The 25,368-nt window shown below is 75.5% G+C and carries 15 protein-coding genes; 9 read left to right on the forward strand and 6 right to left on the reverse strand.

The features are described 5' to 3' along the window. Positions 1–49 precede the first annotated feature (49 nt). The 3 genes from AC2CHG_RS18225 to AC2CHG_RS18235 are packed head-to-tail and all read right to left on the reverse strand — an operon-like array spanning position 50 to position 12,972. Positions 50–5,401, reverse strand: coding sequence for a non-ribosomal peptide synthetase (locus AC2CHG_RS18225; protein WP_484525201.1), 5,352 nt, complete (start codon positions 5,399–5,401; stop codon positions 50–52). Beyond that, positions 5,398–11,973, reverse strand: coding sequence for an amino acid adenylation domain-containing protein (locus AC2CHG_RS18230; RefSeq protein ID WP_484525202.1), 6,576 nt, complete (start codon positions 11,971–11,973; stop codon positions 5,398–5,400). The genes AC2CHG_RS18225 and AC2CHG_RS18230 overlap by 4 nt, the downstream gene beginning before the upstream one ends. A 27-nt stretch (positions 11,974–12,000) precedes the next feature. After that, entirely contained in the window at positions 12,001–12,972 is a 972-nt protein-coding gene (locus AC2CHG_RS18235) for a ParB/RepB/Spo0J family partition protein (RefSeq protein ID WP_135243907.1), read from the reverse strand. A 208-nt stretch (positions 12,973–13,180) separates the two neighbouring features. Between AC2CHG_RS18235 and AC2CHG_RS18240 the strand changes: the two genes are divergently transcribed. Beyond that, positions 13,181–14,383, forward strand: coding sequence for a cytochrome P450 (locus AC2CHG_RS18240; protein WP_484525203.1), 1,203 nt, complete (start codon positions 13,181–13,183; stop codon positions 14,381–14,383). A 9-nt stretch (positions 14,384–14,392) separates the two neighbouring features. On the opposite strand, the gene AC2CHG_RS18245 is transcribed toward AC2CHG_RS18240, so the two are convergent. Continuing rightward, positions 14,393–15,661, reverse strand: coding sequence for a cytochrome P450 (locus tag AC2CHG_RS18245; protein ID WP_484525204.1), 1,269 nt, complete (start codon positions 15,659–15,661; stop codon positions 14,393–14,395). Positions 15,662–15,669: 8 nt separating this feature from the next. Beyond that, on the reverse strand, positions 15,670–16,761 hold the full coding sequence (locus AC2CHG_RS18250; RefSeq protein ID WP_402805230.1) for an LLM class flavin-dependent oxidoreductase: 1,092 nt from the start codon (positions 16,759–16,761) through the stop codon (positions 15,670–15,672). Between the two features lie 136 nt (positions 16,762–16,897). Here AC2CHG_RS18250 and AC2CHG_RS18255 point away from each other — a divergent pair, with 136 nt between their 5' ends. From AC2CHG_RS18255 to AC2CHG_RS18290, 8 genes are read left to right on the forward strand one after another with little or no spacing between them, the layout of a single operon-like run. After that, positions 16,898–18,457, forward strand: coding sequence for an AMP-binding protein (locus AC2CHG_RS18255; protein ID WP_484525205.1), 1,560 nt, complete (start codon positions 16,898–16,900; stop codon positions 18,455–18,457). A 1-nt stretch (position 18,458) separates the two neighbouring features. Next, complete coding sequence (locus AC2CHG_RS18260) at positions 18,459–19,715, forward strand: CaiB/BaiF CoA transferase family protein (RefSeq protein WP_484525206.1); 1,257 nt, start codon at positions 18,459–18,461, stop codon at positions 19,713–19,715. Then, complete coding sequence (locus AC2CHG_RS18265) at positions 19,697–20,083, forward strand: ApeI family dehydratase (protein ID WP_167796877.1); 387 nt, start codon at positions 19,697–19,699, stop codon at positions 20,081–20,083. Before AC2CHG_RS18260 ends, AC2CHG_RS18265 begins: the two co-directional genes overlap by 19 nt. Beyond that, positions 20,080–20,568 (forward strand): 3-hydroxyacyl-ACP dehydratase FabZ family protein, encoded by a 489-nt coding sequence (locus tag AC2CHG_RS18270; RefSeq protein WP_355511160.1) that lies wholly within the window; start codon positions 20,080–20,082, stop codon positions 20,566–20,568. Before AC2CHG_RS18265 ends, AC2CHG_RS18270 begins: the two co-directional genes overlap by 4 nt. A gap of 6 nt (positions 20,569–20,574) precedes the next feature. Next, the gene (locus tag AC2CHG_RS18275; protein ID WP_484525207.1) at positions 20,575–21,681 is read left to right on the forward strand and encodes a beta-ketoacyl synthase N-terminal-like domain-containing protein; all 1,107 of its coding nucleotides are present in this window, start codon (positions 20,575–20,577) and stop codon (positions 21,679–21,681) included. Further along, a complete protein-coding gene (locus AC2CHG_RS18280; RefSeq protein WP_484525208.1) occupies positions 21,678–22,541 on the forward strand; it encodes a beta-ketoacyl synthase N-terminal-like domain-containing protein in 864 nt (287 codons plus the stop codon). Before AC2CHG_RS18275 ends, AC2CHG_RS18280 begins: the two co-directional genes overlap by 4 nt. Continuing rightward, entirely contained in the window at positions 22,538–23,404 is an 867-nt protein-coding gene (locus tag AC2CHG_RS18285; RefSeq protein ID WP_484525209.1) for an acyl-CoA thioesterase, read from the forward strand. Before AC2CHG_RS18280 ends, AC2CHG_RS18285 begins: the two co-directional genes overlap by 4 nt. Next, complete coding sequence (locus tag AC2CHG_RS18290; protein ID WP_484525210.1) at positions 23,404–24,138, forward strand: class II aldolase/adducin family protein; 735 nt, start codon at positions 23,404–23,406, stop codon at positions 24,136–24,138. The genes AC2CHG_RS18285 and AC2CHG_RS18290 overlap by 1 nt, the downstream gene beginning before the upstream one ends. Here AC2CHG_RS18290 and AC2CHG_RS18295 read toward each other — a convergent pair. Then, positions 24,135–25,368 (reverse strand): aldehyde dehydrogenase family protein (locus AC2CHG_RS18295; protein WP_484525211.1); only part of this gene is annotated, 1,234 nt, incomplete at its 5' end. The two genes, AC2CHG_RS18290 and AC2CHG_RS18295, sit on opposite strands and share 4 nt — an antisense overlap.

The following is a 25,368-nucleotide window of genomic DNA, read 5'->3' on the forward strand; positions in this document are numbered from 1 at the left end:
GCGCTGCCCACCGCGCCGTACCCGCCGACCACGGCGACCGGGCCGGCGGTCACCGCGACCACCGCACGTCGACCGCGCCGAGGCACAGGTCGCGCCAGCGGGCCGGGATCGCCTCCGCCGCCGACGGCCAGCGCTCACCGTCGAACGCGAGCACGAGCGTGACGTCCCCGGCGTACGGCTCGGCGCGGTGCCGGGCCGCCGCATCGAGGCTGTGCCGGAACATCTCGTACCGCCGCTCGGTCTCGGCCCCGGTCAGGCCGGTCCGCGCGGCGATCGCGGCGAGCCGCTCGGCGGCCGGGCGTTCGGCCTGCCGCAGCAGCACGTCGGTCACGCCGGGGGCCTCCTGCCCGGCCGGCGGATAGGTGAGCCGTCCCGGCGGCAGCACACCGCCACCGGCCGCCTCGACGGCACGTGCCAGGTCCGCCTCGGCGGGCAGCCCGACGTCCGGCGGCGCCACGCCGAGGGCCCTGGTGAAGGCGTACTCGACGAGCAGGTCGTCGCGCAGGTCCGGGGTGAACGGCTCGGTGATGACGGCGACCAGCCGGCTGACCTCGCCGCCCTGCTCCAGCCGGCGCCGGGCCACCTCGACCGCGAGCAGGGCGCCGAAGTCCCGCCCGGCCAGCGCGAGCGGCGCGGTCCCGGCCAGCGCGTCGGCGCAGGCGGAGGCGTGCCAGTCGACGAGCACCGCCGGGTCCAGGCCGAGGTACGTCTGCGGCGCGGTCACCACCAGGCCGGACCCGGTGGCGGCGAGGTCACCGGCGACCGGGGGGAGCCCGCCGGTGCCGTCGTGCACGAGCACGTCCGGCCCCGGACCGTCGAGGCCGACCAGTGCCACCGGCCCGTCCGGCCCGGTCTCGTCCCCGGACCGGGGTCCGGCGGCGGAACCGGCGCCGAGACCGGCCGCGAGTTCCGCGAGCGTGCACCCCTCCAGCAGGTCGCGCAGCATCTGGTCGAAGAAGGCGTCGGCGGCCGCCGGCACCGACTCGCGGATCCGGGCGACGAGCTGCGCCGCCAGCAGCGAGTCGCCGCCGAGCTGGAAGATGGTGTGGTCGCGGCCGACGGTGGGCACGCCCAGCACCTCCGCCCACGCCTTCGCCAGCGCGATCTCGACCTCGCCGGACGGCTCCGCCGACACCGGCGCGGCCCCGCCCAGCTCCGGTGCCCGCAGCAGCGCCGGCAGGGCGGCCCGGTCGACCTTGCCGTTGCCGGTCAGCGGCAGCGCGTCGACCACCCCGATCGTGCCCGGCACCATGTAGCCGGGCAGCCGCTCGCCCAGGTGCGCGGTGATCTCGGCCGGGGTGACCGGCACGCGGTCGGCCTTGAACCGCACCGCGAACACGTGCATGCCGATCCGGTCCAGGGCCTCGTCCTCGTCGGACAGGCAGACCACAGTGGAGGCGCCGGCCTCGGTGAGCAGCATCTGCCACTGCGGCCGGGAGACGAACGTCTCGTCCTGTCCGGCCCGTACGTCCTCGAAGTCGCCGGCGGTGGCGTCGAACAGGAACTCCATCGAGGTGAGGATCTGGTAGTTGTCCCGGGTCGTCTCGATGAAGACCAGCCAGCCGCCGGGGCGCAGCATCTCCCTGAACCGTGCCAGGGCCCGGCCGGCGTGGCGGGCGTAGTGCAGCACGTTGGCGCAGAGGATCACGTCGAACGCGTTGGACTCCAGGCCCTGCGCCCGGTAGTCGGCGTTCAGGTCGTAGATGCCGTAGCCGACCCAGGGGTACGCGGCGAAGCGTTCCTGCGCGGCGTTGAGGAAGAAGGTGGAGACGTCGGTGAACAGGTAGCGCACCGGGTGGGCGGCGAGCGCCGGGATCAGGTCGATGCTGGTGCCGCCCACCCCGGCCCCCACCTCCAGCACCTGCATCGGCCGCCCGGCCGGGAAGTCGGCGGCGAGCGTGCACATCGCCTCGACGACCAGCCGGTTGACCGTGTCGCTGAGGAAGTTGCCCTGGTAGGCCGACTCCTGGATGTCCAGCCGCCCCTCGGGGAACAGCAGCTGGATCGGGTCGGCGTCGTCGCGCAGCAGCTCGGGCAGCCGGGTGGTGGCGGCGCGGAAGTACTCCACCAGTTCGGGCCGGTGCCCGCCACCGGGCAGCAGCTCGTCGACCCGCGCCCAGGCCGCCGCCACGTCGTCGGCGGTCACGGGCGGTACGCCGGTGAGCCGGTCGCCGTCGCGGCGCATCATGCCGCCCGCGATCAGGCCCTTGACCCAGCGCCGGACCAGCCGGTGATGCTTCGGGGCGACGCGGGCGGCGTCGAGCACCTCCGGCAGCGTGTGCGCCGACCCGGCGGTGTGGAACAGGCCCGCGCCGCGCAGCGTGGTCACCATCGCCAGCAGCGCGGTGCGGTCCAGTTCGCGGGCGAACGCGACTGCGGCGTCGGCGTCCATCTCCCGGCGTACCTCGGCGAGCCGGCGCCGGGCGCCGTCGAGGAGCCGGGCGGTGTCGCGGACGGCGGCCTCCCGGTCCGGCTCCCGGTGTGCGGTCTCGACCACGGCGGCGAGGCGCCGGTCCAGCGGCGGCTCGCCCTCCACGAACGCGACGGCGGCACCGACCGCCGGATGCGACTGCATCGCCGCCTCGACCTCGGCCAGTTCGATCCGGTGGCCGCGGATCTTGACCTGGTCGTCCTCCCGGCCGAGGAACTCGATGACGCCGTCGGGCCGGTAGCGGCCGAGGTCGCCGGTGCGGTACCGGCGCTCGCCGCCGGGCTCGTGCACGCTGAACCGGCGGGCGGTCTGCTCCGGGTCGCCGAGGTAGCCGGCCGCGACGCCCACGCCGCCGATGTACAGCTCCCCCACCGTCCAGTCCGGGCAGTCGCGGCCGGCCTCGTCGAGCACGTGGAACGTCTGGTTGGTCAGCGGCGTGCCGTACGGGATGCTGCGCCAGTGCGGCGGGACCGCCTCGATCGGGTGGTGGATCGACCAGATCGACGCCTCCGTCGCGCCGCCGAGACTGACCAGCCGCAGCCCGGGCAGCCGACCGCGGATCTGGTCCGGCAGGGTGACCGGGATCCAGTCGCCGCTGAGCAGCGCCAGCCGCAGCGACGGCAGGTCGACGCCGGCCTCCACGGTCAGGTAGTCGGCGAGCATCTGCATCTGCGCCGGGACCGAGTTCCACAGCGTGACGCTGTGCAGCAGCATCGTGTCGACCCAGTGCGACGGGTCGGCGCGCCGGTCGTGGTCGGGCAGCACCAGCGCGCCGCCGACGGCCAGCGGGCCGAACAGGTCGTACACGGACAGGTCGAAGGCGAGGCTGGCCAGGGCCAGCACCCGGTCGTCCGGCCCGACGCCGAAGCGGGCGTTGACGTCCTCGACGGTGTTGACCGCGCCCCGGTGGTCGATCATCACGCCCTTGGGCGTGCCGGTCGAGCCGGACGTGTAGATGACGTAGGCCAGGTCCGCCGGGCCGACGACGGGCGTCAGCAGCCGCTCGTCGGGCTCGACCGGGTCCAGCCGCTCGACCAGGATCGGGGCGTCGAGACCGTCGGCGGTGGCGGCGGTGGCCAGCACGTGCCGCGCGCCGGCGCCGGACAGCAGCGCGTCGCGGCGCGCCCTTGGGCTGCGGGTGTCGATCGGCAGGTAGACGCCGCCGGCCAGCAGCGCGCCGAGCGCCGCGACCGGCTGCTCCCAGCCGGTGTGCATGACGATGGCGACGATGTCGCCGGGCACGCAGCCGCGCTCGCGCAGCGCCGCCGCCACCGCGCCGGCCCGGCCGAGCAGCTCGCCGTACGTGAGCGTGCGCTCCCCGGACAGCACCGCCGGGCGGTCCGGGGTGCGCCGGCACTGCTCGACCACGCCGCTGTGCAGCAGCCGCCCGGACAGCGGCGCCGCGGTGTCGTTGACCTCGGCGCGGCGGCGGCGCTGCCGTTCCGGCAGGTCCACCGGGGACGGCTGCGACCAGGGCGGCGCGTCGCCGGCCAGCCGCCGTACCAGGTCGCCGAACGCGGCGAACATGTCCTCCGCGACACCGTCCGGGAACACCCCCTGCCGGACGTCCCAGTGCAGTTCGAGGCCGTCGCCGCGTTCCAGCGCCTGGCAGTCGATCCACACCTGCGGGGTCTGGCTGATGCCGTAGCCGGTCTCTCCCGCCTCCGGCCCGGGCGCGGTGGTGTCGCCGAGACCGAGCGCGCTGGTGAACACCACGGGCATGAGCGCGGCGTCGGCGCCCCGGCGGCGGGCCAGCTCCCGCAGCACCGTGACGCCGCCGACCAGCCGGTGGTCGAGGTCCTGCCAGAGCCGGCGTTGCAGGGCGCCACCGCGTTCGGCGAGCGTGGTCCCCTCGGCGCCGTCGACCTCCAGCAGCACGGCCGAGGTGAAGTCGCCGACCAGCCGGTCCACCTGCGGGTGCAGCGGCAGCCGGTTGAGCATGGTCAGGTTCAGCACGAACCGCCGCCGCCGGCTCCACCGGCCGATCACCTCGGCGTACGCGGTGAGGACGGCGGCGGTCGGGCTGAGCCCGTGCGCGGCGGCGGCCTCGCGCAGCGCGGCGTACCCGGCGCCGTCGAGACGCAACTCGTGACGCCGGAACCGGACCGGGTCGCCGGCGGACTGGTCGCCGAGGACCGGCAGGTCCGGCGCGGCCGGCAGGGTGTCGATCCGGTCGAACCAGTACGCCTGGGCCCGCTCGTAGCGGCGGGTGCCGCGCAGCCGCCGCTCGGCGGCCAGGTAGTCGCGGAACGTGACGTCGAGCGGCGGCCGGACCAGATCCGGGTCGGTGTAGTGCTCCTGGAACTCGGTGAGCAGCAGCTGGATGCTGACGAAGTCGGCGATCAGGAAATCGATCGAGACGTGCAGCAGCGCGCCGTCGTCGGCGCGGGTCACCGCCAGGTCGAACAGCGGCCACTCGTGCGGTTCGTAGACCCGGTGGTCCATGGCGGCCCGGACGGCCGCGACGTGCGCCTCGACCTCCTCGGCGGGGCGCCCGCGCAGGTCGGTGGCGGCGACCCGGACCGGCGGCACCTCGGCCAGGACGCGCTGCGAGCCGTTCGCGTCGATCACCGCCCGCAGCATGTCGTGCCGGTCCACCAGCGCCTGCCAGGCGTCGCGTACCCGCTCCGGGTCCAGGTCGCGCAGCCGCACCTCGCCGTAGGCGTGACAGCCGACCCCGCCGTACGCGAACACGGTGCGCCGGCCCATCAGGTACGCGGCCTGGATGTCGGTGAGCGGGAACGGCTCGTGGCGGGCCGCCGGTTCGGGCTCGATGCGTCCCGACTCGGCCTCGGCGAGGTACGCGAGCAGCTCGGGTTTGGCGGCGAGCAGCCGGGCCCGCCGTTCCTCGGTCAGCACGCCCTGCGGCGCGCGGAAACGCAGCCGGGCGTCCTCGGCCCACAGCCGGACGCCGGCGGCCTCCAGCTCGGCCAGGATCGCGGCGGCGTCGGCACGCAGCGCTGCGGTCACAGCACACCCTCCTCGACGGCGAGTTCCACGGTGGACTGGGCGGCGACGAGGGCGGCCTGCTCGGCGACCGTCGGCGCGGTGAGCAGTTGACGCAGCGACAACTCGACCCCGAACCGGGCCCGGGACGCGGCCACCAGCCGGGTGGCGAGCAGGCTGTTGCCGCCGAGCGCGAAGAAGCTCTCCCGGCGGCCGGTGACCGGCTGGCCGAGCAGGTCGGTCCAGAGCTGCGCCACCGCCTCCTCGACCGGGTCGCTGATCCGTTCCCCGCCGGTGTGGTCGGGCCGGTCGACGATCGCCTCGACGCGTGCCCGGTCGACCTTGCCGTTGCCGGTCAGCGGCAGCTCGGCGAGGTGTTCGACGCGGGTCGGCACCATGTGCTCGGGCAGCCGGCGGGCCAGGTGCGCGCGCAGGTCGCCGGGATCGACGCCGCCGGGTGCGACCACCGCCGCGAGCAGCCGGCGCTGCCGTCCCCCGGGAGCCACAGCCACCGCCCGGGTCACCGCCGGGTGACTCTCCAGGGCCGCCTCGACCTCGCCCAGTTCGACCCGATGGCCGCGGATCTTCACCTGGTGGTCGGCGCGGCCGAGGAACTCCAGTGTGCCGTCCGGCCAGTAGCGGCCCAGGTCGCCGGTGCGATACCAGCGGCCGCCGTCGTGGCGGACGAACCGCTGGGCGGTGCGGCGTTCGTCGCCGTGGTAGCCGAGCGCGACGCCCGCCCCGCCGATCCACAGCTCACCCGGCACCCAGTCGGGCCGGTCGGCGCCGGCCGGGTCGGCGACCCGGTAGCGCTGGCCGCGCAGCGGGAAGCCGTACGGGACCGACGTCCACTCCGGGGGCACCTCGGTCACCTCGAACGCGTTGGACCAGATGGCCGCCTCGGTGGCGCCGCCGAGGGCGATCAGTCGGCAGCCGGAGGTCACCGCGTCGAGGCGCCGCCGCAGGTCCAGCCCGACCCAGTCGCCGGAGACCAGGGCCAGGCGCAGCGGCAGCGGCGGCCGGTCGCCCGCCATGGTGAGCAGCATGTCCAGCAGCGCCGGGGCCGAGTTCCAGACGGTGACCCGGTGGGTGTCGGCCAGGCGCAGCCAGGCGGCCGGGTCGGCGCGCTCGTCCTCGGCGGTGAGCACCACGGTCCCGCCTGCCGCGAGGACGCCGAACAGGTCGTAGACGGACAGGTCGAAGTCGAGGGCACTGACCGCCAGCACCCGGTCGCCGGGGCCGACGCCGAAGCGCGTGCTGATGTCGTCGACAGTGTTCCAGGCGGCGCCGTGCGCGGTCACCACGCCCTTGGGCTCGCCGGTGGAGCCGGAGGTGAAGATGACGTACGCGGGCTGGTCGGGCGTGACGGTGACCGGTTCGGCGAGTTCGGCGGCGGCCAGCGCCCGCGCCATCGGCAGCGCGGTCACGCCGTCGGGCACCGCCGACGCGGTGAGCGCGACCCGGATCCCGGCGCCCCGGTGGATCCGCTCCCGGCGCAGCTCGGGCTGGTCGGCGGCGACCGGGACGTACGCGGCGCCGGCGTGCAGGACGCCGAGCACCGCGGCGACCTGGTCCGGTCCCCGGGGCAGGGAGACGGCCACGTTGTCGCCGGGCCGCACGCCGGTGGCGACGAGCGCGCCGGCGACGCGGCGAGCCCGCCGGGCGAGTTCGCCGTAGCTCAGCGTCGCGCCGTCGCCCCAGGCCAGTGCGGTACGGCCGGGGTCGTCGCGGGCGACGGCGGCGAACCCGGCGTGCAGCAGCCGGTCGGTGACCGGTGCGCCGGTGTCGTTGACCCGGGCCCGCACCTGCGCCTGCCCGGCCGGCAGCGGCACCGGCGCGGGCCGGTCCCAGCCGGCGGTGGCGAGGTGGCGCAGCAACGCGCGGTACGCGTCGAACATCGCGTCGAGCACGCCCGGCGCGAACAGCTCCTCGACCGCGTCCCAGTTGAACAGCAGCCCGCCCTCGTGCTCGGTGACCTGGTGGTCGAGCCACACCTGCGGGGTCTGGGACAGGCCGGTGACGTACCGGCCGAACGGGGTGGTCAGACCGAACGGGCGATCGGTGGCGGCGCTGACGCCGATGGTGCTGGTGAACACCACAGGCATGGCGACCTCCGCCGAGCCGGTGTGCCGGGCCAGTTCCTGCAGGACCGCGATGCCGGAGAAGGAGCTGTGCTCGATGTCGGCCCAGACGCGGCCCTGGAGCCGGCGGACGGCGGCGGCGAAGCTCTCCCCCGGTTCGGGCGTGTTCGCGACCAGCAGCAGCGAGGTGAAGTCACCGACGATGCGGGGGATGTCGGGGTGGGTGGCGGGCCGGTCGAACAGCGTGAGGTTCAGCGTGAAGTCCGGCGTGGCGCTCCACCGCCCGAGGACGGCCGCGAACGCGGCGGCGACCACAGTGGACGGGGTCACGCCGTGCTCGGCGGCCCGCGCGACAAGGCGCGACCACGCCTGGTCGTTCAGGCGTCCCTCCCGACGGGTGAAGCGGGGCCGGTCGACCTGGCGGGGGTCGCGGGCCAGCGGGAGCCGCGGGCCGGGCGGCAGGTGCGGCAGCCGTTGCGTCCAGTAGCGCCGGGCGGCCTCGCGGCGCTGCGGGTCGGGATCCCCGGCCACCACGCAGTCGCGGAAGGTGATCCCCAGTTCGGGCAGGGCGGCCGCCGGGTCGGCGTACAGCTCGGCCAGGTCGGCCAGCACGATCATGATGCTGAGCGCGTCGAGGACCAGGAAGTCGAGGCTGAGGCCGATGCGGGTGCGGTCCGCCGAGCGGACCGCGCGGACCGCGAACATCGGCCAGGCGGCCGGGTCGTGCACCAGGTGGGCGAGGTCGTCGCGCATCCGCTCGACCGCGACCGGGTACGCGTCACCGTCTGCGTCGGTAACCGTGATCCGGTAGTGCGGCACCTCGGGCAGCACCCGCTGCCGGGCGTCGTCGTCGAAGACGGCGCGCAGCATGTCGTGCCGGGCGACGACGCGGTTGAACGCCTCCTCGAACCGCTCCAGGTCGACCTGCTCACCCTCGAACTCCCAGTACCAGTGCGAGCCGACGCCGCCGAGGGTGAACTCGGGACGCCGGCCCAGCCAGTAGGCGCGCTGGACCTCGGTGGCGTCGAACGGCTCGTACCGTCGCTCGGGGTGGGCCGCGACCGGCACGGCAGTGGCGGGCGCGGCCGGGGCGACCGGCGCGGACGCCTCGCCGAGCCGGTCCACGAACGCCCGGAGCGTCGGCGCGGCGAACAGCGTGGACAGGCGCGCGCCCGGGAATCCGGCCGCCCGCACGGCGGTGACCAGGCGGGTGGCGAGCAGGCTGTTGCCGCCGAGGGCGAAGAAGCTGTCGTCGGGGCCGACGGTGGGCCGGCCGAGCAGGTCGGCCCAGACGGCCGCGACGGCGAGTTCGGCCGGACCGGTCAGCCGGCCCGGCGCCTCGGCTGCGGGCCGGGTGTCGTCGGTGAACCGGGCGGCGAGCGCGGTCCGGTCGATCTTCGCGTTCGCGGTGAGCGGCAGCGCGTCCAGCACGTCGACGCGGTGCGGCACCATGTACGGCGGCAGCCGCTCCCCGGCGTACGCCCGCAGCGTCTGCGCGTCGACTGGCACGCCGGCCACCGGGGTCACCGCGGCGACCAGCCGCGGTCCGGCCTCGCCGGGTACGGTCAGCGCGACCGCGCGGGCCACGCCCGGGTGCTCGCGCAGCGCCGCCTCCACGTCGCCGAGGTCGAGCCGGTGTCCCAGGATCTTCACCTGGCCGTCGAGGCGGCCGAGGAACTCCAGGCGCCCGTCGGGGTGGAAACGGGCCAGGTCACCGGTGCGGTACCAACGCTGCCCGTCCCGCTCGACGAACCGCGCGGCGGTGCGTTCCGGGTCGCCCCGGTAGCCCGGCCCGACACCGACGCCGCCGAGCCACAGCTCGCCGGGCACGAGGTCGGGCCGGTCCCGGCCGAGCCCGTCGGCCACGCGGGTGAGCTGGTTACGCAGCGGGGCGCCGTACGGCACCGACCGCCAGTGCGCCGGCACCTCGGTCACCTCGTGCCAGGTGGAGTGGATGCCGACCTCGGTGGCGCCGCCGAGCGCGACCAGGCGGGCGCCGGGCGCCCGCGCGGTGAGCCGGTCGTACAGGTCGAGCCCCACCCAGTCGCCACCGACGAGCGCCAGCCGCAACGGCAGGTCGCCGGCCTGCTCCGCCGCTTCGCCCTCGGCCGCCACGAGCAGCATGTCCAGCAGCGCCGGTACCGACGTCCACACCGTGACGCGGTGGCGGCGGACCAGGTCGAGCCAGTGCTCGGCGTCGCGGCGGGCGGTGTCGTCGACGCAGACCAGCGCGGCGCCGGCGGTGAGGAACGCGAAGATGTCGTACACCGACCAGTCGTGGTCCAGCGCGGACAGCGCGAGCCCCCGGTCGTCCGGGCCGATGCCCCACCTGTCGCCGATGTCCTCGACGGTGTTCATCGCCGCCCGGTGCGTCATCTCCACGCACTTCGGGCCGCCCGTCGAGCCGGACGTGTGGATGACGTACGCCAGGTCGTCGGGCCCGGCCGGCCGGAGTTCGGCGAGCGGCGGCGCGTCGGCGGCCTCCTCGACGGCGAGCACCGGCAGTCCGTGGCTCCAGATCGGCTGGTCCCGGGTGGCCGTGTCGGTGAGCACGATCCGCACCCCGGCGGCCCGGTGGATCGCGGCGCGGCGCACCGGCGGCAGGTCGACGCCGACCGGGGCGAAGACGCCCCCGGCGCACAGCACGCCGAGCACCGCCTCGATCTGCGCCGGCCCCTTCGGCAGGGTCACCGCGACCGTGTCGCCCGGGTCCAGCCCGGCGGCGACGAGCCGGCCGGCGATCCGCCGGGCCCGCTGGGCGAGTTCGCCGTAGCGCACGACGGCCCCCGCGGCGAGGAGCGCGATCCGGTCCGGTTCGGCGGCGGCGTGCGCCAGGAACCCCTCGGTGAGCGTGGTCCGTCGCTGCGGGCCGGCGGTGTCGTTCAGCGCCGCCCGGCGGCGGGCGGCGGCCTCCGGCAGCAGGCTCGGCACCGGCTCGGTCCAGGCCACCGGGTCGGTGACGATCCGGTCGAGCAGCCACAGGTACGCGGCGAACATGTCGTCGAGCACGTCGGCGGGGATCAGGCCGTCGACGGCGTCCCAGTTGAGCAGCAGCCCGCCGTCGTCCTCGGTGACCTGGTGGTCCAGCCAGACCTGCGGGGCCTGGGAGATGTTCCAGCCGGCGTCGCCGAAGCAGTCGCGTACCTTGCGGCTGAACAGCTCGCCGAGGCCGAGCGCGCTGGTGAACACCACCGGCGCGAGCGCCTGCGCGCCGCGTTCGGCGGAGAGCGCGCGCAGCACCTCCAGGCCGGAGAAGTCGCTGTGCAGGGCGTCGGCGCGGACGCGGTCCTGCAGCCGGCGGCAGGCGTCGAGGAAGGTGCCCTCCCCGGTGTGCACGGCCACGATCAGCAGGTTGGTGAAGTCGCCGACCAGGTGCGCCACGTCCGGGTGCAGCGGATCCCGGTCGAACAGTGGCACGTTGAGCAGGAAGTCGGGCTCGGCGCTCCACGCGGACAGCACCTCGGTGAAGGCGGCGGCGAACACCATCGACGACGTGACACCGTGCGTCCGGGCCCGGTCGTCGAGGCGTTCGCGCCAGGCCGCGTCGAGACGGTGGAAGCGGCGGACCACGCGGTGGACCGCCAGGCGCTCGGGCGCGGTCGCCAGCGGCACCTGCGGCGCGGCGGGCATCTCCGGCAGGCGTTCGCGCCAGTAGGCGACGGCCGCCTCCCGTCCCCGGGCCGGTGCGGCGCGGCGCTCGGCGAGGTACCGGCGGTAGCTGTAGCGAATCGGCGGCAGCGCGGCGTCCGGGTCGGCGTACAGCTCGGCCAGGTCGTTGAGGATGATCCGGAAGCTCAGCGCGTCCGCGACGATCATGTCGATGTTGAGGTGCAGCCGGCTGGCGCCGCCGGGCAGCACCGAGACGGCCAGGTCGAAGACCTCGCCCCGGGCGATGTCGAAGCGCCGGTGCGAGAGGCGGTCGCGGATCTCCGCCAGCCGCGCGGTGACCGCCGGCCCGTCGAGGTCGCGCAGGTCGTGGACGGTGGCGCCGGACCACGGCGAGGAGTCGGCGACCCGCTGCCGGCCGTCGTCGAGGATCGTCACGCGCAGCATGTCGTGGCGGGCGATGAGCGCCCGGGTGGCGGCGTCGAGCCGGGCGGTGTCGATCGCGGCGCCGTCGAACTCGGCGTAGAAGTGGGTGGCCACGCCGCCCAGCACGAGCTGTTCGTGCCGGCCGACCCAGTAGGCGTACTGCATCGGGGCGAGGTCGAACGGCCCTCCGGGGTCGTCCGCCGGGGCGCCGGACGTGGCGGGAGCGGCGGTGGCGGGAGCGGGCGCCTGACGTGCGGTGAGCAGGTCCATCCAGCCCGCGAGCGTCGGCCGTTCCATGAGTTCGGCGTACTTGACGTCCACTCCGGCCGCCCGCCACCGGCTGGCCAGCCGCATCACCTTCAGCGAGTCGAGGCCGCAGGCGATGAGGTCGCCGTCCGAGGCGTCGAGCGCGTCGGTGTCGCCGACCGCGGCACCGATGTCGGCGCGGACCCGGTCGAGCGTCAGCTCGTGCTGCGTATCCATTTGTCCCCAATCCCACCGGTGGCGACGTCAGGCCGCCTCGTTCGCCCGCTGCCTGAGCTGGTCCGCGAACTCGAGCCACTCCTCGGCGATGCTGCGCGCGATGTCGGCGACCACGTACGTGCAGTGCGCCGGGATGGTGCCGATCAGCTCCGCGTAGCCTTGCGGCCCGGTGGCCTGGCTGTCGAGCCAGCGCAGCAGTGCACGGCCGGACTCGGTGAACCGGACGGACGGGTCGTGCCGCAGGTTCTGCAGGTTGACCGAGCGCTCCCGCATCGGTGGCCGGCGGCTCAGGCCGGCCCGGGCCGGGCGCGGCTCACCACCGCGCTGACGCAGCGGCAGCGGGTCGTCGCCGCGCTTCATCCGCTCGCGTACGTCCCGGGCGGTGGCCGGGGAGATGCCGGCGGTCTTGGCGATCTCGCGCAGCGACGCCTCCGGTTTGCGGCTGATCAGCTCGCTGGCGATGCGGCGGCCCTCGGCGCTGTTGACCGGGCGCAGCCGGCCGTCGCGGCCGAGCCGGGCGTGCACGTCGGGGGCCCCGATGTCCTGCCGGCGGATGCTCGCCACGGTCTTCGCCGCGAGCCCGGCCGCGGTCGCGACCGCCCGGTCGGACCAGTGCGGGTGCGACCGGAGGATCCGCTGGGCCGCCGCCTCGCGGTCGGCCAGCGACAGCGGCAGTCCGTGGGTGACGTTGGCCTGCACCGCGAGCACGAACGCCGCCTCGACGGTGCCGTCGAACAGGCGGGCGGCGATCTGCGTCTCGCCGCGCAGGACCGCGGCGCGCAGCCGGTGCATGCCGTCGATCACGCGCATGGTGCCGCGGTGGACCAGGATCGGCGGCAGTGGCGCGTCCGTCTCGGCCAGTGTCTGCGCGTGCAGGTCGTCCTCGCCGGCCAGCCGGGGCGAGTCGGCCGCGCGCAGGCAGGCGATCGGCAGCAGTTGCACCGGCCCGCCCTCGGTCGCCCCCGCCGGCTCCTCGTCGAGGTCCGCCACCACCGTCATGGCTGCTCCCTTGGTCACGCCGCCTCCAGGGGATGTCGTATCTAGCTTTTACGTCTCTCGTCGCGTCGCAAGAGCCGTGATACGCGAATCCTAATCAGACGGAGAAGGCGAGCACACGCCCCAGACGTGCCGGGATCGCGACAGGTCAGTGATCGCCGTCGCTGCACTATCTCGCTTTCAAGCGTCCCACCGGCGCTACGATCCCGTCGTGCGAGTGCGATACGACGCGACCGCGATCGCCGGACTGGACGACCCCTACCCCGCCTACGCGGCACTGCGGGAGGCCGGGCCGGTCGTGCCCGCCGGTCCCGGCGTGTGGGCGGTCACCGGGCACGCCGACGTCACCGCGCTGCTGGCCGACCCGCGCGTCGGCCACGAGTTCCCCGACGTCGTGTACCAGGCCTCGGGCGAGCCCGACGCGGTCACCGGCTTCTTCCGGGCCACAGTGCTCAACCGGGACGCCCCAGTGCACACCGTGCTGCGCCGGGCGATGTCCCGGCTGCTCGCGCCCCGGGCCGTGGCCGGGCTGCGCGGCCGCGTCGACGAGCTGGTCGGCGAGCTGTTCACCGCGATGGACGGGGACGCCGACCTGGTCACCGGGCTGGCCGCGCCGCTGCCGGTGACCGTCGCCGCCGAACTGCTCGGCATCCCCGTCGCCGACCGCGACCTGGTGCGCCCGTACGCGATGACGCTGGCCCGGGCCTTCGGCGCAGGCATTCGGGTGGAGGGCGACCGGGACGCCACCGCCGCCGCGGTGACCTGGCTGCGCGCCTACGTGCGGGAGCTGCTGGCCGAGCGCGAGCGCCGGGGTCGCGACGACGATCCGCTGGCCGGTCTGCTCGCCACCGCCGACCCGGGCGGCGCGATCACCGCCGAGGCGCTGGTGGACAACGTGATCTTCCTGTTCTTCGCCGGCTTCGACACGACCACCAACCTCATCGCCACCGGCTGCGCCGCCCTGTTGTCCCGCCCGGACGTGCTGGCCCGGTTGCGGGCCGAGCCGGAGCTGGTGCCGAGCGCGGTCGAGGAGTTCCTGCGCTTCGACGCGCCGATCCAGGCCACCGCCCGGCTGACCCGCGCCCCGATCGAGGTGTCCGGACGGCGGATCAACGCCAACCGGCTGGTCGTGCTGCTGCTCGCCGCCGCCAACCGGGACGGCAGGCGGTTCGCCCGCCCGGATGAGCTGGACATCGCCCGTACCCCGAACCCGCACGTCTCCTTCAGCGCCGGCCCGCACTTCTGCCTCGGCGCCACGCTCGCCCGGCTGGAGGGGGCGGCGGTGTTCGACCGGATCGCCTGCGGCCTGGCCGGCTTCGAGCCGGCCGGCGTCCCGGTACGCCGCCGGCACATGAGCTTCCGCGGGTACGACCACCTGCCGGCGCGTGTTCGACTGGGCGCGTTCCCCGGTTGAACACCCCCGCTACCGGACCAGGCGCACCGGCAACGACTTGATCCCGTTCATGAAGTTCGAGGCCAGCCGCTGTGTCGGGCCGGCGCGGCGAAGATGCGGCAGGTGCGGGCGCAGCGCCCGCAGCAGCGCCACCGCCTCGGCCCGGGCCAGGTGCGCGCCCAGGCAGAAGTGCGGGCCCACGCCGAAGGCCAGATGCGGGTTCGGGGCCCGGTCCAGCCGCAGGCGGTCCGCGTCGGCGAACACCGCCTCGTCCCGGTTGGCCGACGCGTAGTACAGGACCACCTTGTCACCGGCCCGGATCGGCTGGCCGTCCAGTTCGGTGTCGGCGGTGGCGGTCCGGCGGAACTGCATGATCGGCGTGATCCAGCGCAGCAGCTCCTCCACCGCCACCGGCACCCGGTCCGGGTCGGCCAGCGCGTCCCGGACGGCCGGGTCGTCGGCGGCCAGCTCCAGCGCGCCGGAGACCAGGTGACGGGTGGTCTCGTTGCCGGCCACCACGAGCAGCAGCCACAGGCCGCACAGCTCCGGCTCGGTCAGCGGCCGGCCGTCCACCTCGGCGGTCGCCAGCACGCTCGTCAGGTCGTCGCCCGGGTCGCGGCGGCGCGCGGCGGCGGCGTCGGCCGCGTACCCGAACGCGTCCGCCATGGCCCGCTTGAACGTCCGGACGTCGCCGCCACCGAACTCCGGATCGTCGAAGCCGACCAGGTGGTTGCTCCAGGAGAACATCAGGTTCCGGTCCTGCGGCGGCATGCCGAGCAGGTCGGCGAGGACCACCAGGGGCAGCTCGGCGGCCAGGTCGCGTACCGCGTCGACCTCACCCCGGCCGGCCGCCGCCGCCACGATCCGGGCGGCGTGCGCGTCGATGGAGTCCTGCAGCGCCCGGACCGTGCGCGGCGTGAACGCGGCGGTCAGCACCCGGCGCAGGCGGGTGTGCCCGGGCGGGTCCATGCCGGACAGCAGCTGGCGGGTGCGCTGGAGGTCGCCCCGGGTCTTCGGGTCGGCGAGGAACGGCCCGCGGGTGGCCGAGGAGAACAACGCCGGGTCGCGGGAGGCCCGCACCACGCTGGCGTACCGGGTGACCGCCCAGTATCCGTCGCCGCGGTGCAGCACCTCGCCCGCCGGTCCGTCGCCCGCGCGCCCGGACCGGCGGCGCAGGGCCGGCTCCCGTACCCAGGCCACCGGCGCCTCGGTCCGCCGCCTGGCGAACTCCCGCCACGGCGGTCCGGACACGTACGTGGCCGGGTCGGCGAGCAGTTCCGGCGACGCGTCAGGGCTCACCGCCGCCGTCATCCGTGGGCCTCCGCCAGGATGCCGCGCTCGCGCAGCAGCGGCAGCACGCCCTCGCCGAACCAGTACGCCTCCTCCAGGTGCGGCTGGCCGGACAGCAACAGGTGCTCCACGCCCAGCCCGTGCAGCTCGGCGATCCGGTCGGCGACCTGCTCGTGGCTGCCGACCAGGGCCGCCCCGGCTCCCGGCCGGAGCAGGCCGTACCCGGCCCAGACGTTCGGGTACACCTCCAGCCGGCCCTCGGCGCCGGCGCTCATCCGGGCCATCCGGCGCTGTCCCTCGGACTCGCTGCGGCGGAACCGCTCCTGGGCGGCGGCCACCGTCTTCGGGTCCATCCCGGCGATCAGCCGGTCCGCCTCGGCCCACGCCTGCTCCGGCGTGTCCCGGGTGATCACGTGGAAGCGGGTGCCGCAGGAGAGTTTGCCGCCGGCGCGTTCGCGTACCTCGCCGAGCAACGCGCCCAGCTCCGGCGGCGACTCCCCCCAGGCCAGATAGACGTCGCCGTGGCGCAGCGCGGTGTCCTGCGCGCCGGCCGACGAGCCGCCCACGAACACCGTCGGCGCGGTCCGCGGCGGGCGCGTCACCAGAGCGGCCCGGACCCGGTGGTGCGCCCCCTCGAAGTCCACCGGCTCGCCGGTCCACGCCCCGCGCAGGATGGTGAGGAACTCGTCGGCGCGTTCGTAGCGCTGGCCGTGGTCCAGCCAGTCACCGTAGCGGCGCTGCTCGTCCGGGTCGCCGCCGACCACGACGTTGAGCATGAGCCGGTCCCCGGACAGACGCTGGAACGTGGCCACCATCTGCGCCACCAACGTCGGCGACATCAGCCCGGGCCGCAGCGCGATCATGAACCGGATCCGCTCGGTACGCCCGGCCAGCGCGGCCGAGACCAGCCAGGGGTCCTCGCAGAACATCCCGACCGGGATCAGCATGCCCTCGAAGCCGAGCCGCTCCGCGGCGAGCGCGACCTGGGCGAGATAGGCGAGGTCGGGCTCCCGGCGTACCGTGCGCCGCGCGCCGGCACCCCGCGGACGCCAGCCGATGTCCCGCCCGTCGCTGTGCGACGGCAGGAACCAGTGCAGGTGCAGTGTCATCCGATCGTCCCTTCACCGGGCCGGGCACACGTTACGACTCCACACATACGAGAGTCGACAAAGGAGGCGGCCGAAACCTACGTTGCTGGGGTCACCGACGGGCCGGGTGGCACCGCCCGGGCGAGGAGGATCCGCGATGGCGCAGCTGCTGCACCCGATGGTGGCCGCCGCGCCGGACGCGGTCGCGCTCGACGACGGCTACGCGGCGCTGAGCTGGCGGGACCTCGACCAGCGGGTGAATCGCTGGTGCGACCTGCTGCACCGGGAGGGGCTGCGCCCGGGCGACCGGGTCGGCGTGCTCGCCGGGAACCGGCACGAGGTGTTCGAGCTGCTGCTCGCCTGCCTGCACGCCGGTCTGGTGATCGTGCCGATGAACTGGCACCTCACCGGCGCCGAGGTCGCGTATCTGCTCTCCGACTCCGGCTGCCGGGCGCTGGTCACCGACACCGAGCGCCTCCCGGCGGCCCGGGACGCGTGGCAGCGCAACGACCGCCGTCCCGGACTGCGCGTCGTGCTCGGCGACGAGCCGGTGGACGGGTTCGCTGCCGCCGAGCCGCTGCTCGCGCACGCCGACGCCGCCGAGCCGCCGGAGACGGGCAGCGGCGCCACCGGCCTCTACACCTCCGGCACCACGGGAGCGCCGAAGGCGGTGGTCAGCCGGCTGTTCCGCCAGGGCGAGCCGCTGCCCCGGCTGCGCGGACGCCTGAACCGGCTGTGCACGGTGCTGGGCATGCCGGCGGACGGGGTGAACCTGCTGTGCGGCCCCTGGTACCACTCCGGCCAGATGTTCTTCTCGCTGCTGCCGCTGATCCGCGGGTTCCGGCTGGTCACCCGGCCCCGGTTCGACCCGGCCGCGACGCTGCGGCTGATCGACGACGAGGGCGTCACCATGACGCACCTGGTGCCGACCCAGTTCGTGCGGCTGCTGCGGCTGGACCCCGCGGTACGGGCCGCGTTCGGCGGCGCCACGCTGCGGCGCGTCTGGCACGGGGCGGCGCCCTGCCCGGTGGACGTGAAACGGCAGATGATCGCCTGGTGGGGCCCGGTGCTCAGCGAGTACTACGCGGCCACCGAGGCGGGTATCGCCACGATCATCCACGCCGAGGACTGGCTGGCGCACCCGGGCAGCGTCGGCCGGCCGCTGCCGCGCACCGAGATCGTGGTGGTCGGCGCCGACGACATGCCGCTGCCGGCCGGGCACGAGGGCCGGGTCTACCTGCACCGCCCGGACGGCTTCGAGTACCGCGACGCACCGGAGAAGACCCGGGCCGCGCACCGCGCCGACGGCAGCTTCACCTACGGCGACCGCGGCTACCTGGACGCCGCCGGCTATCTCTACCTGACCGGCCGCGCCGACGACATGATCCTGTCCGGCGGGGTGAACGTGTACCCGGCCGAGGTCGAGGCCGTCCTGCTGCGCCACCCCGCGGTCCGCGACGCGGTCGTCTTCGGCGTGCCGGACGAGGAGTTCGGGCAGCAGGTCCGGGCCGTGGTCGAGGTGGACACCCACGCGCTCACCGACGACCTGACCACCGCGCTGGACCGGCACTGCCGCCGCGAACTGGCCGGGTTCAAGGTGCCGCGCTCCTACGAGCTGTCCACCGCGCTGCCCCGGGAGGACTCCGGGAAGGTGCGGCGGCAGGCGCTGCACCGCAGCTCGGCACACCGATCGCAGATACCAGACAGCTGGCGGTGAGATGGACAAGGCCGGTTTCTACCGCGAGGCACGTCACGACGTGGACGGGCCGCTGCACGGCGTACGCGTGCTGGAGATCAGCAAGGTGTGGGCCGGGCCGATGACCGGCGCGGTCCTGGCAGACCTGGGCTGCGAGGTGATCCGGATCGAGATGCCCGGCAACCGGGAGGGCCGGATGCCGCCGGACATCCCCGGCACCGGACTGTCCTGGTTCCGGGAGACGGTGCACCGCAACAAGCGCAGCGTGTCGCTGGACCTGCGCAGGGAACCGGCCCGGGAGGCGTTCCTGCGGCTGGTGGTCACCGCCGACGTGGTGGTGGAGAACTACCGGCCGGGCACGCTCGACGGATGGGGCGTCGGCTACGCGCAGTGCCGGCGCGTCAATCCCGACATCGTCTTCGTCTCCATCTCCGGCTGGGGCCAGTACGGCCCGCGCGCCACCGACGCCGGTTTCGACCCGATCGCGCAGGCAGCGGCGGGCTGGATGGGCCTCAACGGCGAGCCGGACGGCACACCGATGAAGGCGCCGTCCTTCCTCGCCGACGACCTGGCCGGGCTGCACGGCGCGATCGGCGCGCTGGCCGCGCTGCGCCACCGCGACCGCACCGGCGAGGGCCAGCACGTCGACGTGTCACTGCTGGACGCGTTGCTCGCCAACAGCGGCGGCTACCTGACGCTCGGCGCGACCGGCGTGCCGCTGCGCCGCTGGGGCGACCAGGCCGACTTCGTCGTGCCGGCCGGCACGTACCGCTGCCGGGACGGCTGGCTCTACCTGGCGGTCGCGCTCGACAAGCACTGGCGCTCGCTCGCCGCGGCGATGGACCGGCCGGAGCTGGCCCGGGCCCCGGGCTTCGCCACGAACGAGGAGCGCCGTGCCCGCCGCGACGAGGTCAACGCGCTGGTCGGTGCGTGGTGCGAGGCGCGGACCGTCGCCGAGGCGGCGGCCGGGCTCGCCGCCGCGGGCATCCCGGCCGAGCCGGTACGCGACTTCGCCGACGCCGCCGCCGACCCGCACGTCCGGGAACGCGACATGGTGCAGACCGTCCCGCTGTGCAACGGCACCACGGGCCCGCTGACCGGCCCGGCCGCCAAGTTCTCCCGGACACCGACCCGCGTGCGGCACGGCGCGCCGGCCGTCGGCGCGGACACCGAGGCGCTGCTCACCGAGGCCGGCGTCGACCGGGCGGAGCTCGCGCGGCTGCGCGCGTGCGGCGCCACCGACCGACAGGAGGCCCCGGCGTGTACCCGCCCCCGCTGAGCCCGTTCGACAGCATCGAGATCGAACGCTCCGGTCACGGGGTGCGCATCCGCACCCGCACCGTCGTCGAGCCGGACGGCCCGTACCTGTCCGGTCACTTCCCCGGTCGGCCGATCCTGCCCGGGGTGTTCCTTGTCGACACGCTGCTGCGCGCCGTCTGCGCCGGGGTGGACGGCGCGCGCCTGACCGTGCTGCGCTCGGCCCGGTTCACCGCGCCCGTGCTGGCGCCGGGCGAGTTCACCATGCGGGTCGAGGTGACAGGTGACCCGGCGACCGGACCGCTCACCGCCCGCGCCCGCTGCCACCGGGGCGACGGGGAGCAGTGCGCCCGCCTGGAGGCGCAGTTCGACGCCGGGCGGTATCGGTGAGCGCGCCGGTCGGGCAGGAGGCGATCCGCGGGCTGCTGCCGCAACGGTTCCCGCTGCTGCTCGTGGACCGGGTGGTGGAGGTCCGGCCGGACGGGATCGTGGCCGAGAAGGCGGTCACCGCCGCCGAGTGGTGCTACGCGGGCCTGGACGAGACCACACCGCCCGAGGCGTACGCGTATCCGGTGGCGCTGCTGCTGGAGTCGTTCGGCCAGGCCGCCGCGCTCGCCTGGTTCCTGCGGTCGGGCGCCGGCGTGCCGGGGCCGGGCAGCGGGCTGCTGCCGCTGTTCGTCGGCGTGCGCGAACTGCGGCTGTCCGGTGCCGCGTACCCGGGGGACGTGCTGCGCCACGACGTACGGCTGGACAAGGTCGTCGACGGCGCCGCCGTCGCGTCGGGCACCGTCACGGTCGGCGGGCGGACCACGGCGGTGATCGGTGAGCTGATCGCCGCCGTCCGGCCCGGCGCCGCGCTCGCGGAGCTGGGGTAGGCCGCGATGCCGGTGGAGATCGCGGCGAGCGCGGTGCGGACCTGCTTCGGCGACGGCGACGCCACGTTCGCCGCGCTGCTCGGCGGCCGGTGCGGGGTGGCGCCGATGTCCGGCTACGACCCGGCCGCCGTGCACGTGCGCCACGGCTACCCGATCCCGGACGGCTCCGGCGGCGAGTTGTGGCCCGCCGCCGGCTGGCTGCGCGACTGCGTCCGGCGGGCGCTCGCCGACGCGGCGCTCGACCCGGCCCGGCACCGCGTCGCGGCGCTTGTCGGCACCGGGCTGCGCGAGCTGCGCGCGGTCGAGCGGGCGGTGGCCGACCAGGCGCCGTTCCGCGCGGGCGGGCTGCACTTCCGGTCCGCCGTCGCGGACGCCGGCGTGCCCGGCGCGGTCACCGTCGCGAACGCGTGCAGCGCGGGCGGTCACGTCCTCGCGCTCGCGCAGGACATGATCGAACTCGGTGAGGCCGACGCCGTCGTCGTCGCGGCCACCGACGCGATGACCGAGTCGATGCTCGCGATGATCGGCCGGGTCGCCGACGAGCCCGCCGACCGGGTACGCCCCTTCGACCGGGACCGGGCCGGCGTGCTGCTGGGCGAGGGGGCCGCCGCGCTCGTGGTGACCCGGGCCGGGCTGGCACCACGCGTGCTGGCCCGGGTGGTCGCCACCGGACTGTCCTGCGACGCATACCACGAGACCGCGCCGTCGGCCGAGGGTGTGCGCCGGGCCATGGACGACGCGTACGCCCGGGGTGCCCGGGAGCCGGCCGACGCGGGCCTGGTGGTGGCGCACGGCACGGGCACGGCACTCAACGACCCGACGGAGGCGGCGGCGCTCGTGGCGCTTGGCGGCCCCACCACCGTCACCGGCCTCAAGGGCGCGATCGGGCACACCTCCGGCACCGCCGCGCTGCACGGCCTCGACGTCGCCGTCCGCTGCCTGCGCGCCGGGGTGGTACCGCCGATCGCCGGGTTGCGCACGCCGCTGCCCGAGGCCGAGGGCCTCGACCTGGTCCGCGACCGTCCGGCCCGGACTCGGGCGACGCTGGCGCAGGTGAACGCGTTCGGCTTCGGCGGGGTCAACGCGGTGACGCTCGTCGAGGCCGCCCGATGACCGCCTCCGGAACGGCGGCGGCACTCACCGCCTGGTACGCGTACCTGCCCGGGCCGGACGCGCCGCCGGCGGAGCGGGCCCGGACCGTCCTCGGGCGCAAGGGACTGCTGTACAAGGAGACGGCGACCCGACTGGCCCTGTGCGCGGTGCACCGGGCGCTCGGCCGGGCCGACGGCGACGGCACCCCGCCGGATCGGGTGGACCCGCGCACTGCGGTGGTGGCCAGCAGCAACCTGGGCAACGTCGGCACCGTCGCCGGGATCGTCACCACCGCCCGCGCCGACGGCTGGCGGGCGGTGTCCCCGCTGTCCGCGCCGAACGCCTCCCCCAACGTGGTGGCCAGCTCGGTGGCGATCTGGTTCGGCTTCGGCGGCCCGTGCCTGATGTGCTGCTCCGGCGCCACGTCCGGCCTGGACGCGCTCGCCGCCGGGCTGCGGCTACTGGCGGCAGGCCGGGCCGACCGGGTGGTGGTGGTCGGCGCCGAGCCGGACGACGACATCGCCGTCGCGCTGCACGCGACCCGCCCGGGCTGCCCGGGTCCGCTGCGGGCCGGCGCCGCCTGCCTGGTGCTGGAGCCGCTCGACCGGGTGCCCGCGCCGCACCTGGTGGTCGGTCCGGTGCGGACGGTGCCCGGTGACCCGCCGGACGGCCACGGCACCGGCGGCGAGGGCGGCCACTACGGTGCCGACGGCCTGGTCCCGGTCGCGCTGGCGGCGGACGCCCTGCGCGCGCCCGGCGGGCCGGCGGTCGTGGAGGTCCGCTGTGGCGACGACGAGGACGGGTTCCGCGCGGTCACGGTACGCGCCGCGCCGGAACCCGGGTCCGCACCCCGATCCGACAGTCGAGAGGAGACCCGGTGACCGCGGTCCTGCCGGACGAGACCACCACCGTGGCGCTACGCCCCCGCTTCGAGGGCGCCAACATCCGTACCTGGGTGGGGTTCAAACACTTCATGTACCTGGCCGAGGAGGCGGTGCTCGCCTGGTTCCGCGAGCGTGGCGCCGGGCCCTCGCGGCTGTACCACGAGCACGGCCTCGGCCTGGTGATCGCCGACGCCTCGGTGCAGTTGCCGGCGGTGCTCGACGTGGACGACGAGGTGACCGCCGAGGCGCGGCACCGCGGCGGCGGCGAGTTCGCGGTACGGCTGACCGCGCGCGGCGTGCCGGTGCTGCGCGGCCGGGTCCGCGCGGCGCTGGTCCGGACCGGCCCGGCCGTCGACGTCGCGGTCCCCGGTGACGTGCCGGTCGTGGCCGAGGTCCGGGCGGGCGATCCCGCACCCGCCGCCGACGCAGCCGGTACGCCGTTCGAGTGGCGGTGGCGGGCGCCGTACTTCTACTGCCAGTACTCGCAGCCGGTGCAGCACTCCGGCTACGTACGCGCGGTCGAGGAGGTGGTGGACCGGTTCCTGGCGGCACGCGGCATCTCCGTCGGCCGGATGCTCGACGTGCGCGGCTGGATCCCGGTCGTGTCCCGCGCGTCCGTGCGGGTCCTCGCCGCCGCGCGGATGGAGGAGGAGATCGAGACCACGTTCACCGTCACCGACGTGCTGCGCGGGACCATGTTCGACGCCGACGTCCGCTTCGCCGTGCGGCGTGACGGCGAGCGGGTGCCGGTGGCCCACGCCCGCATCCTGCACGGGTACGCGATCAGCCGCGGCCCGGACGCGGGACGGCTGGCCGAGTTCGACGACGAGGTCGTCGCCGCGCTGCTCGGGACGGCGTGATGGGGGCCCGGAGCGTCGCGGAGGAGCGGCTGCGCCGCAAGCAGCGCCTCGTGGCGGCGTTGCGGCTGTTCCACAGGTACGGCTTCGACGAGGGCGCCGGCGGTCACCTCACCGTCCGCGACCCGGGCGAGCCGCACCGGTTCTGGATCAACCCGTTCGGCCGGTCGTTCGGCCGGCTGTGCGTGAGCGACCTGCTGCTGGTGGACTCCGACGGCACCGTCGTGGACGGCGACGGCACGATCAACCCGGCCGGCTACGCCATCCACAGCCGCATCCACGCGGTCCGCCCGGACGTCGTGGCGGCCGCGCACAGCCACAGCGTGTACGGACGCGCGTTCGCCACGCTGGGCCGGCTGCTCGACCCGCTGACCCAGGACGCGTGCGCGTTCTACGAGGACCACGGCCTGCACGACGGCTACTCCGGGGTGGTCCTCGACCGCGACGAGGCGGACCGGATCGCCAAGGCGCTCGGCCCCGGCAAGGCGGTCATCCTGCGTAACCACGGCCTGCTGACCGTGGGCGGCAGCGTGGACGAGGCGGCCTGGTGGTTCTTCAGCATGGACCGCTGCTGCCGGATCCAGCTCGCGGCGGAGGCGGCCGGCACGCCGGTGCCGATCGCGCCCGCCGAGGCCCGTCTCACCCGGGCCACCATCGGCACCCCGGGGCTGGGCCGGCTGAACTTCCGCCCGATGTACGAGGACGTCGTGCACGCCGAACCGGACCTGCTCGACTAGGGCTGGTCATCCGAGGGCGGCCGGACCAGGACGTGCGGCTGGGTGTACCCGGCCAGTCCCCAGTGTCCGTTCTCGACCCCGGGGCCGCTGTCCTTCCGCCCGCCGAACGGCAGGTCGGGCCGGACCCCGGCGGCGTGCGCGTTCACCGACACCTGGCCCACGTCCAGGCGGGCGGCCACCGCGGCGGCCCGGTCCGGGTCCGCCGACCAGACCGAGGCGGTCAGGCCGAACGGTGTCGCGTCGGCCCGGGTGAGCGCCTCCTCGACGTCGTCGAACGCCAGCACCGGCAGCACCGGCCCGAACTGCTCCTCGGTGACGACCCGGTCGGTGTCGGACACCCCGGACAGGACGGTGGGCGGATGGAAGTGACCGGGCCCGTCGGCGGCTCGACCACCGGCGGCCACCGTCGCGCCGCCGGCGACGGCCGCGCGGACGAGCCCTGCCACGTACTCCTGCTGGGCCCGGGTCGTCACCGGGCCGAGCCGGACACCGGGGTCGGCGCCGGGGCCCATCGGGACGGTGGCGGCGCGGTCGGCGAGCGCCTCGACGAGCGCGTCGTGCACCGGCCGGGCCACGTACACCCGCTTGACCGCCATGCACATCTGGCCGCTGTTGGCGAAGGCCGCCCAGAACAGGTCGTCGGCGATCCGCGCCGGGTCGGCGTCGTCGAGCACCAACGCGGCGTCGTTGCCGCCGAGTTCGAGCGTGACCCGCCGGAGCCGGGTGGCGGCCTCCGCCGCTACTCGCCGGCCGGTCGCTGTCGACCCGGTGAAGGTGATCTTCCTGGGTACGGGGTGGGCGCACAGCCACGCCCCGAGCGGGTCCGGCCCGGTCACCACGTTGAGCACGCCGGGTGGCAGCAGGTCACGCAGCAGTTCGCCGAGGGCGAGCGTGGCGAGCGGGGTGTGCGGGGAGGGCTTCAGCACCACGGTGTTGCCCGCCCGCAACGCCGGAGCGATCTTCCAGGCGGCGAGCGCGAGCGGGTAGTTCCACGGCGTGACGGCGGCGACGACGCCGAGGGGCCGCGCGGTGACGATCGCGGTGTCGCGTCGCCCGTCGACGATCTGTGGTCCGGTCTCGATGCCCGCGAAGTAGTGCAGCCACGCGGCGGCGGCGCGTACCTCGGTGGTCGCCTCGGCCAGCGGCTTGCCTTGCTCGGCGGTGACCAGCGCGGCGAGGTCGGCGACGGCGCCGAGGACCGCCCGGGCCGCGGCGCGCAGCGCGCCGCGC

The organism is Micromonospora sp. ATLC20 (genome assembly GCF_057196585.1).

Coding starts and splice junctions, on each gene's coding strand:
- AC2CHG_RS18230 (WP_484525202.1), bottom strand. CDS start 11,973: ATGGATACGCAGCACGAGCTGACGCTCGACCGGGTCCGCGCCGACATC.
- AC2CHG_RS18235 (WP_135243907.1), bottom strand. CDS start 12,972: ATGACGGTGGTGGCGGACCTCGACGAGGAGCCGGCGGGGGCGACCGAG.
- AC2CHG_RS18250 (WP_402805230.1), bottom strand. CDS start 16,761: ATGACACTGCACCTGCACTGGTTCCTGCCGTCGCACAGCGACGGGCGG.
- AC2CHG_RS18255 (WP_484525205.1), top strand. CDS start 16,898: ATGGCGCAGCTGCTGCACCCGATGGTGGCCGCCGCGCCGGACGCGGTC.
- AC2CHG_RS18260 (WP_484525206.1), top strand. CDS start 18,459: ATGGACAAGGCCGGTTTCTACCGCGAGGCACGTCACGACGTGGACGGG.
- AC2CHG_RS18275 (WP_484525207.1), top strand. CDS start 20,575: ATGCCGGTGGAGATCGCGGCGAGCGCGGTGCGGACCTGCTTCGGCGAC.
- AC2CHG_RS18280 (WP_484525208.1), top strand. CDS start 21,678: ATGACCGCCTCCGGAACGGCGGCGGCACTCACCGCCTGGTACGCGTAC.
- AC2CHG_RS18290 (WP_484525210.1), top strand. CDS start 23,404: ATGGGGGCCCGGAGCGTCGCGGAGGAGCGGCTGCGCCGCAAGCAGCGC.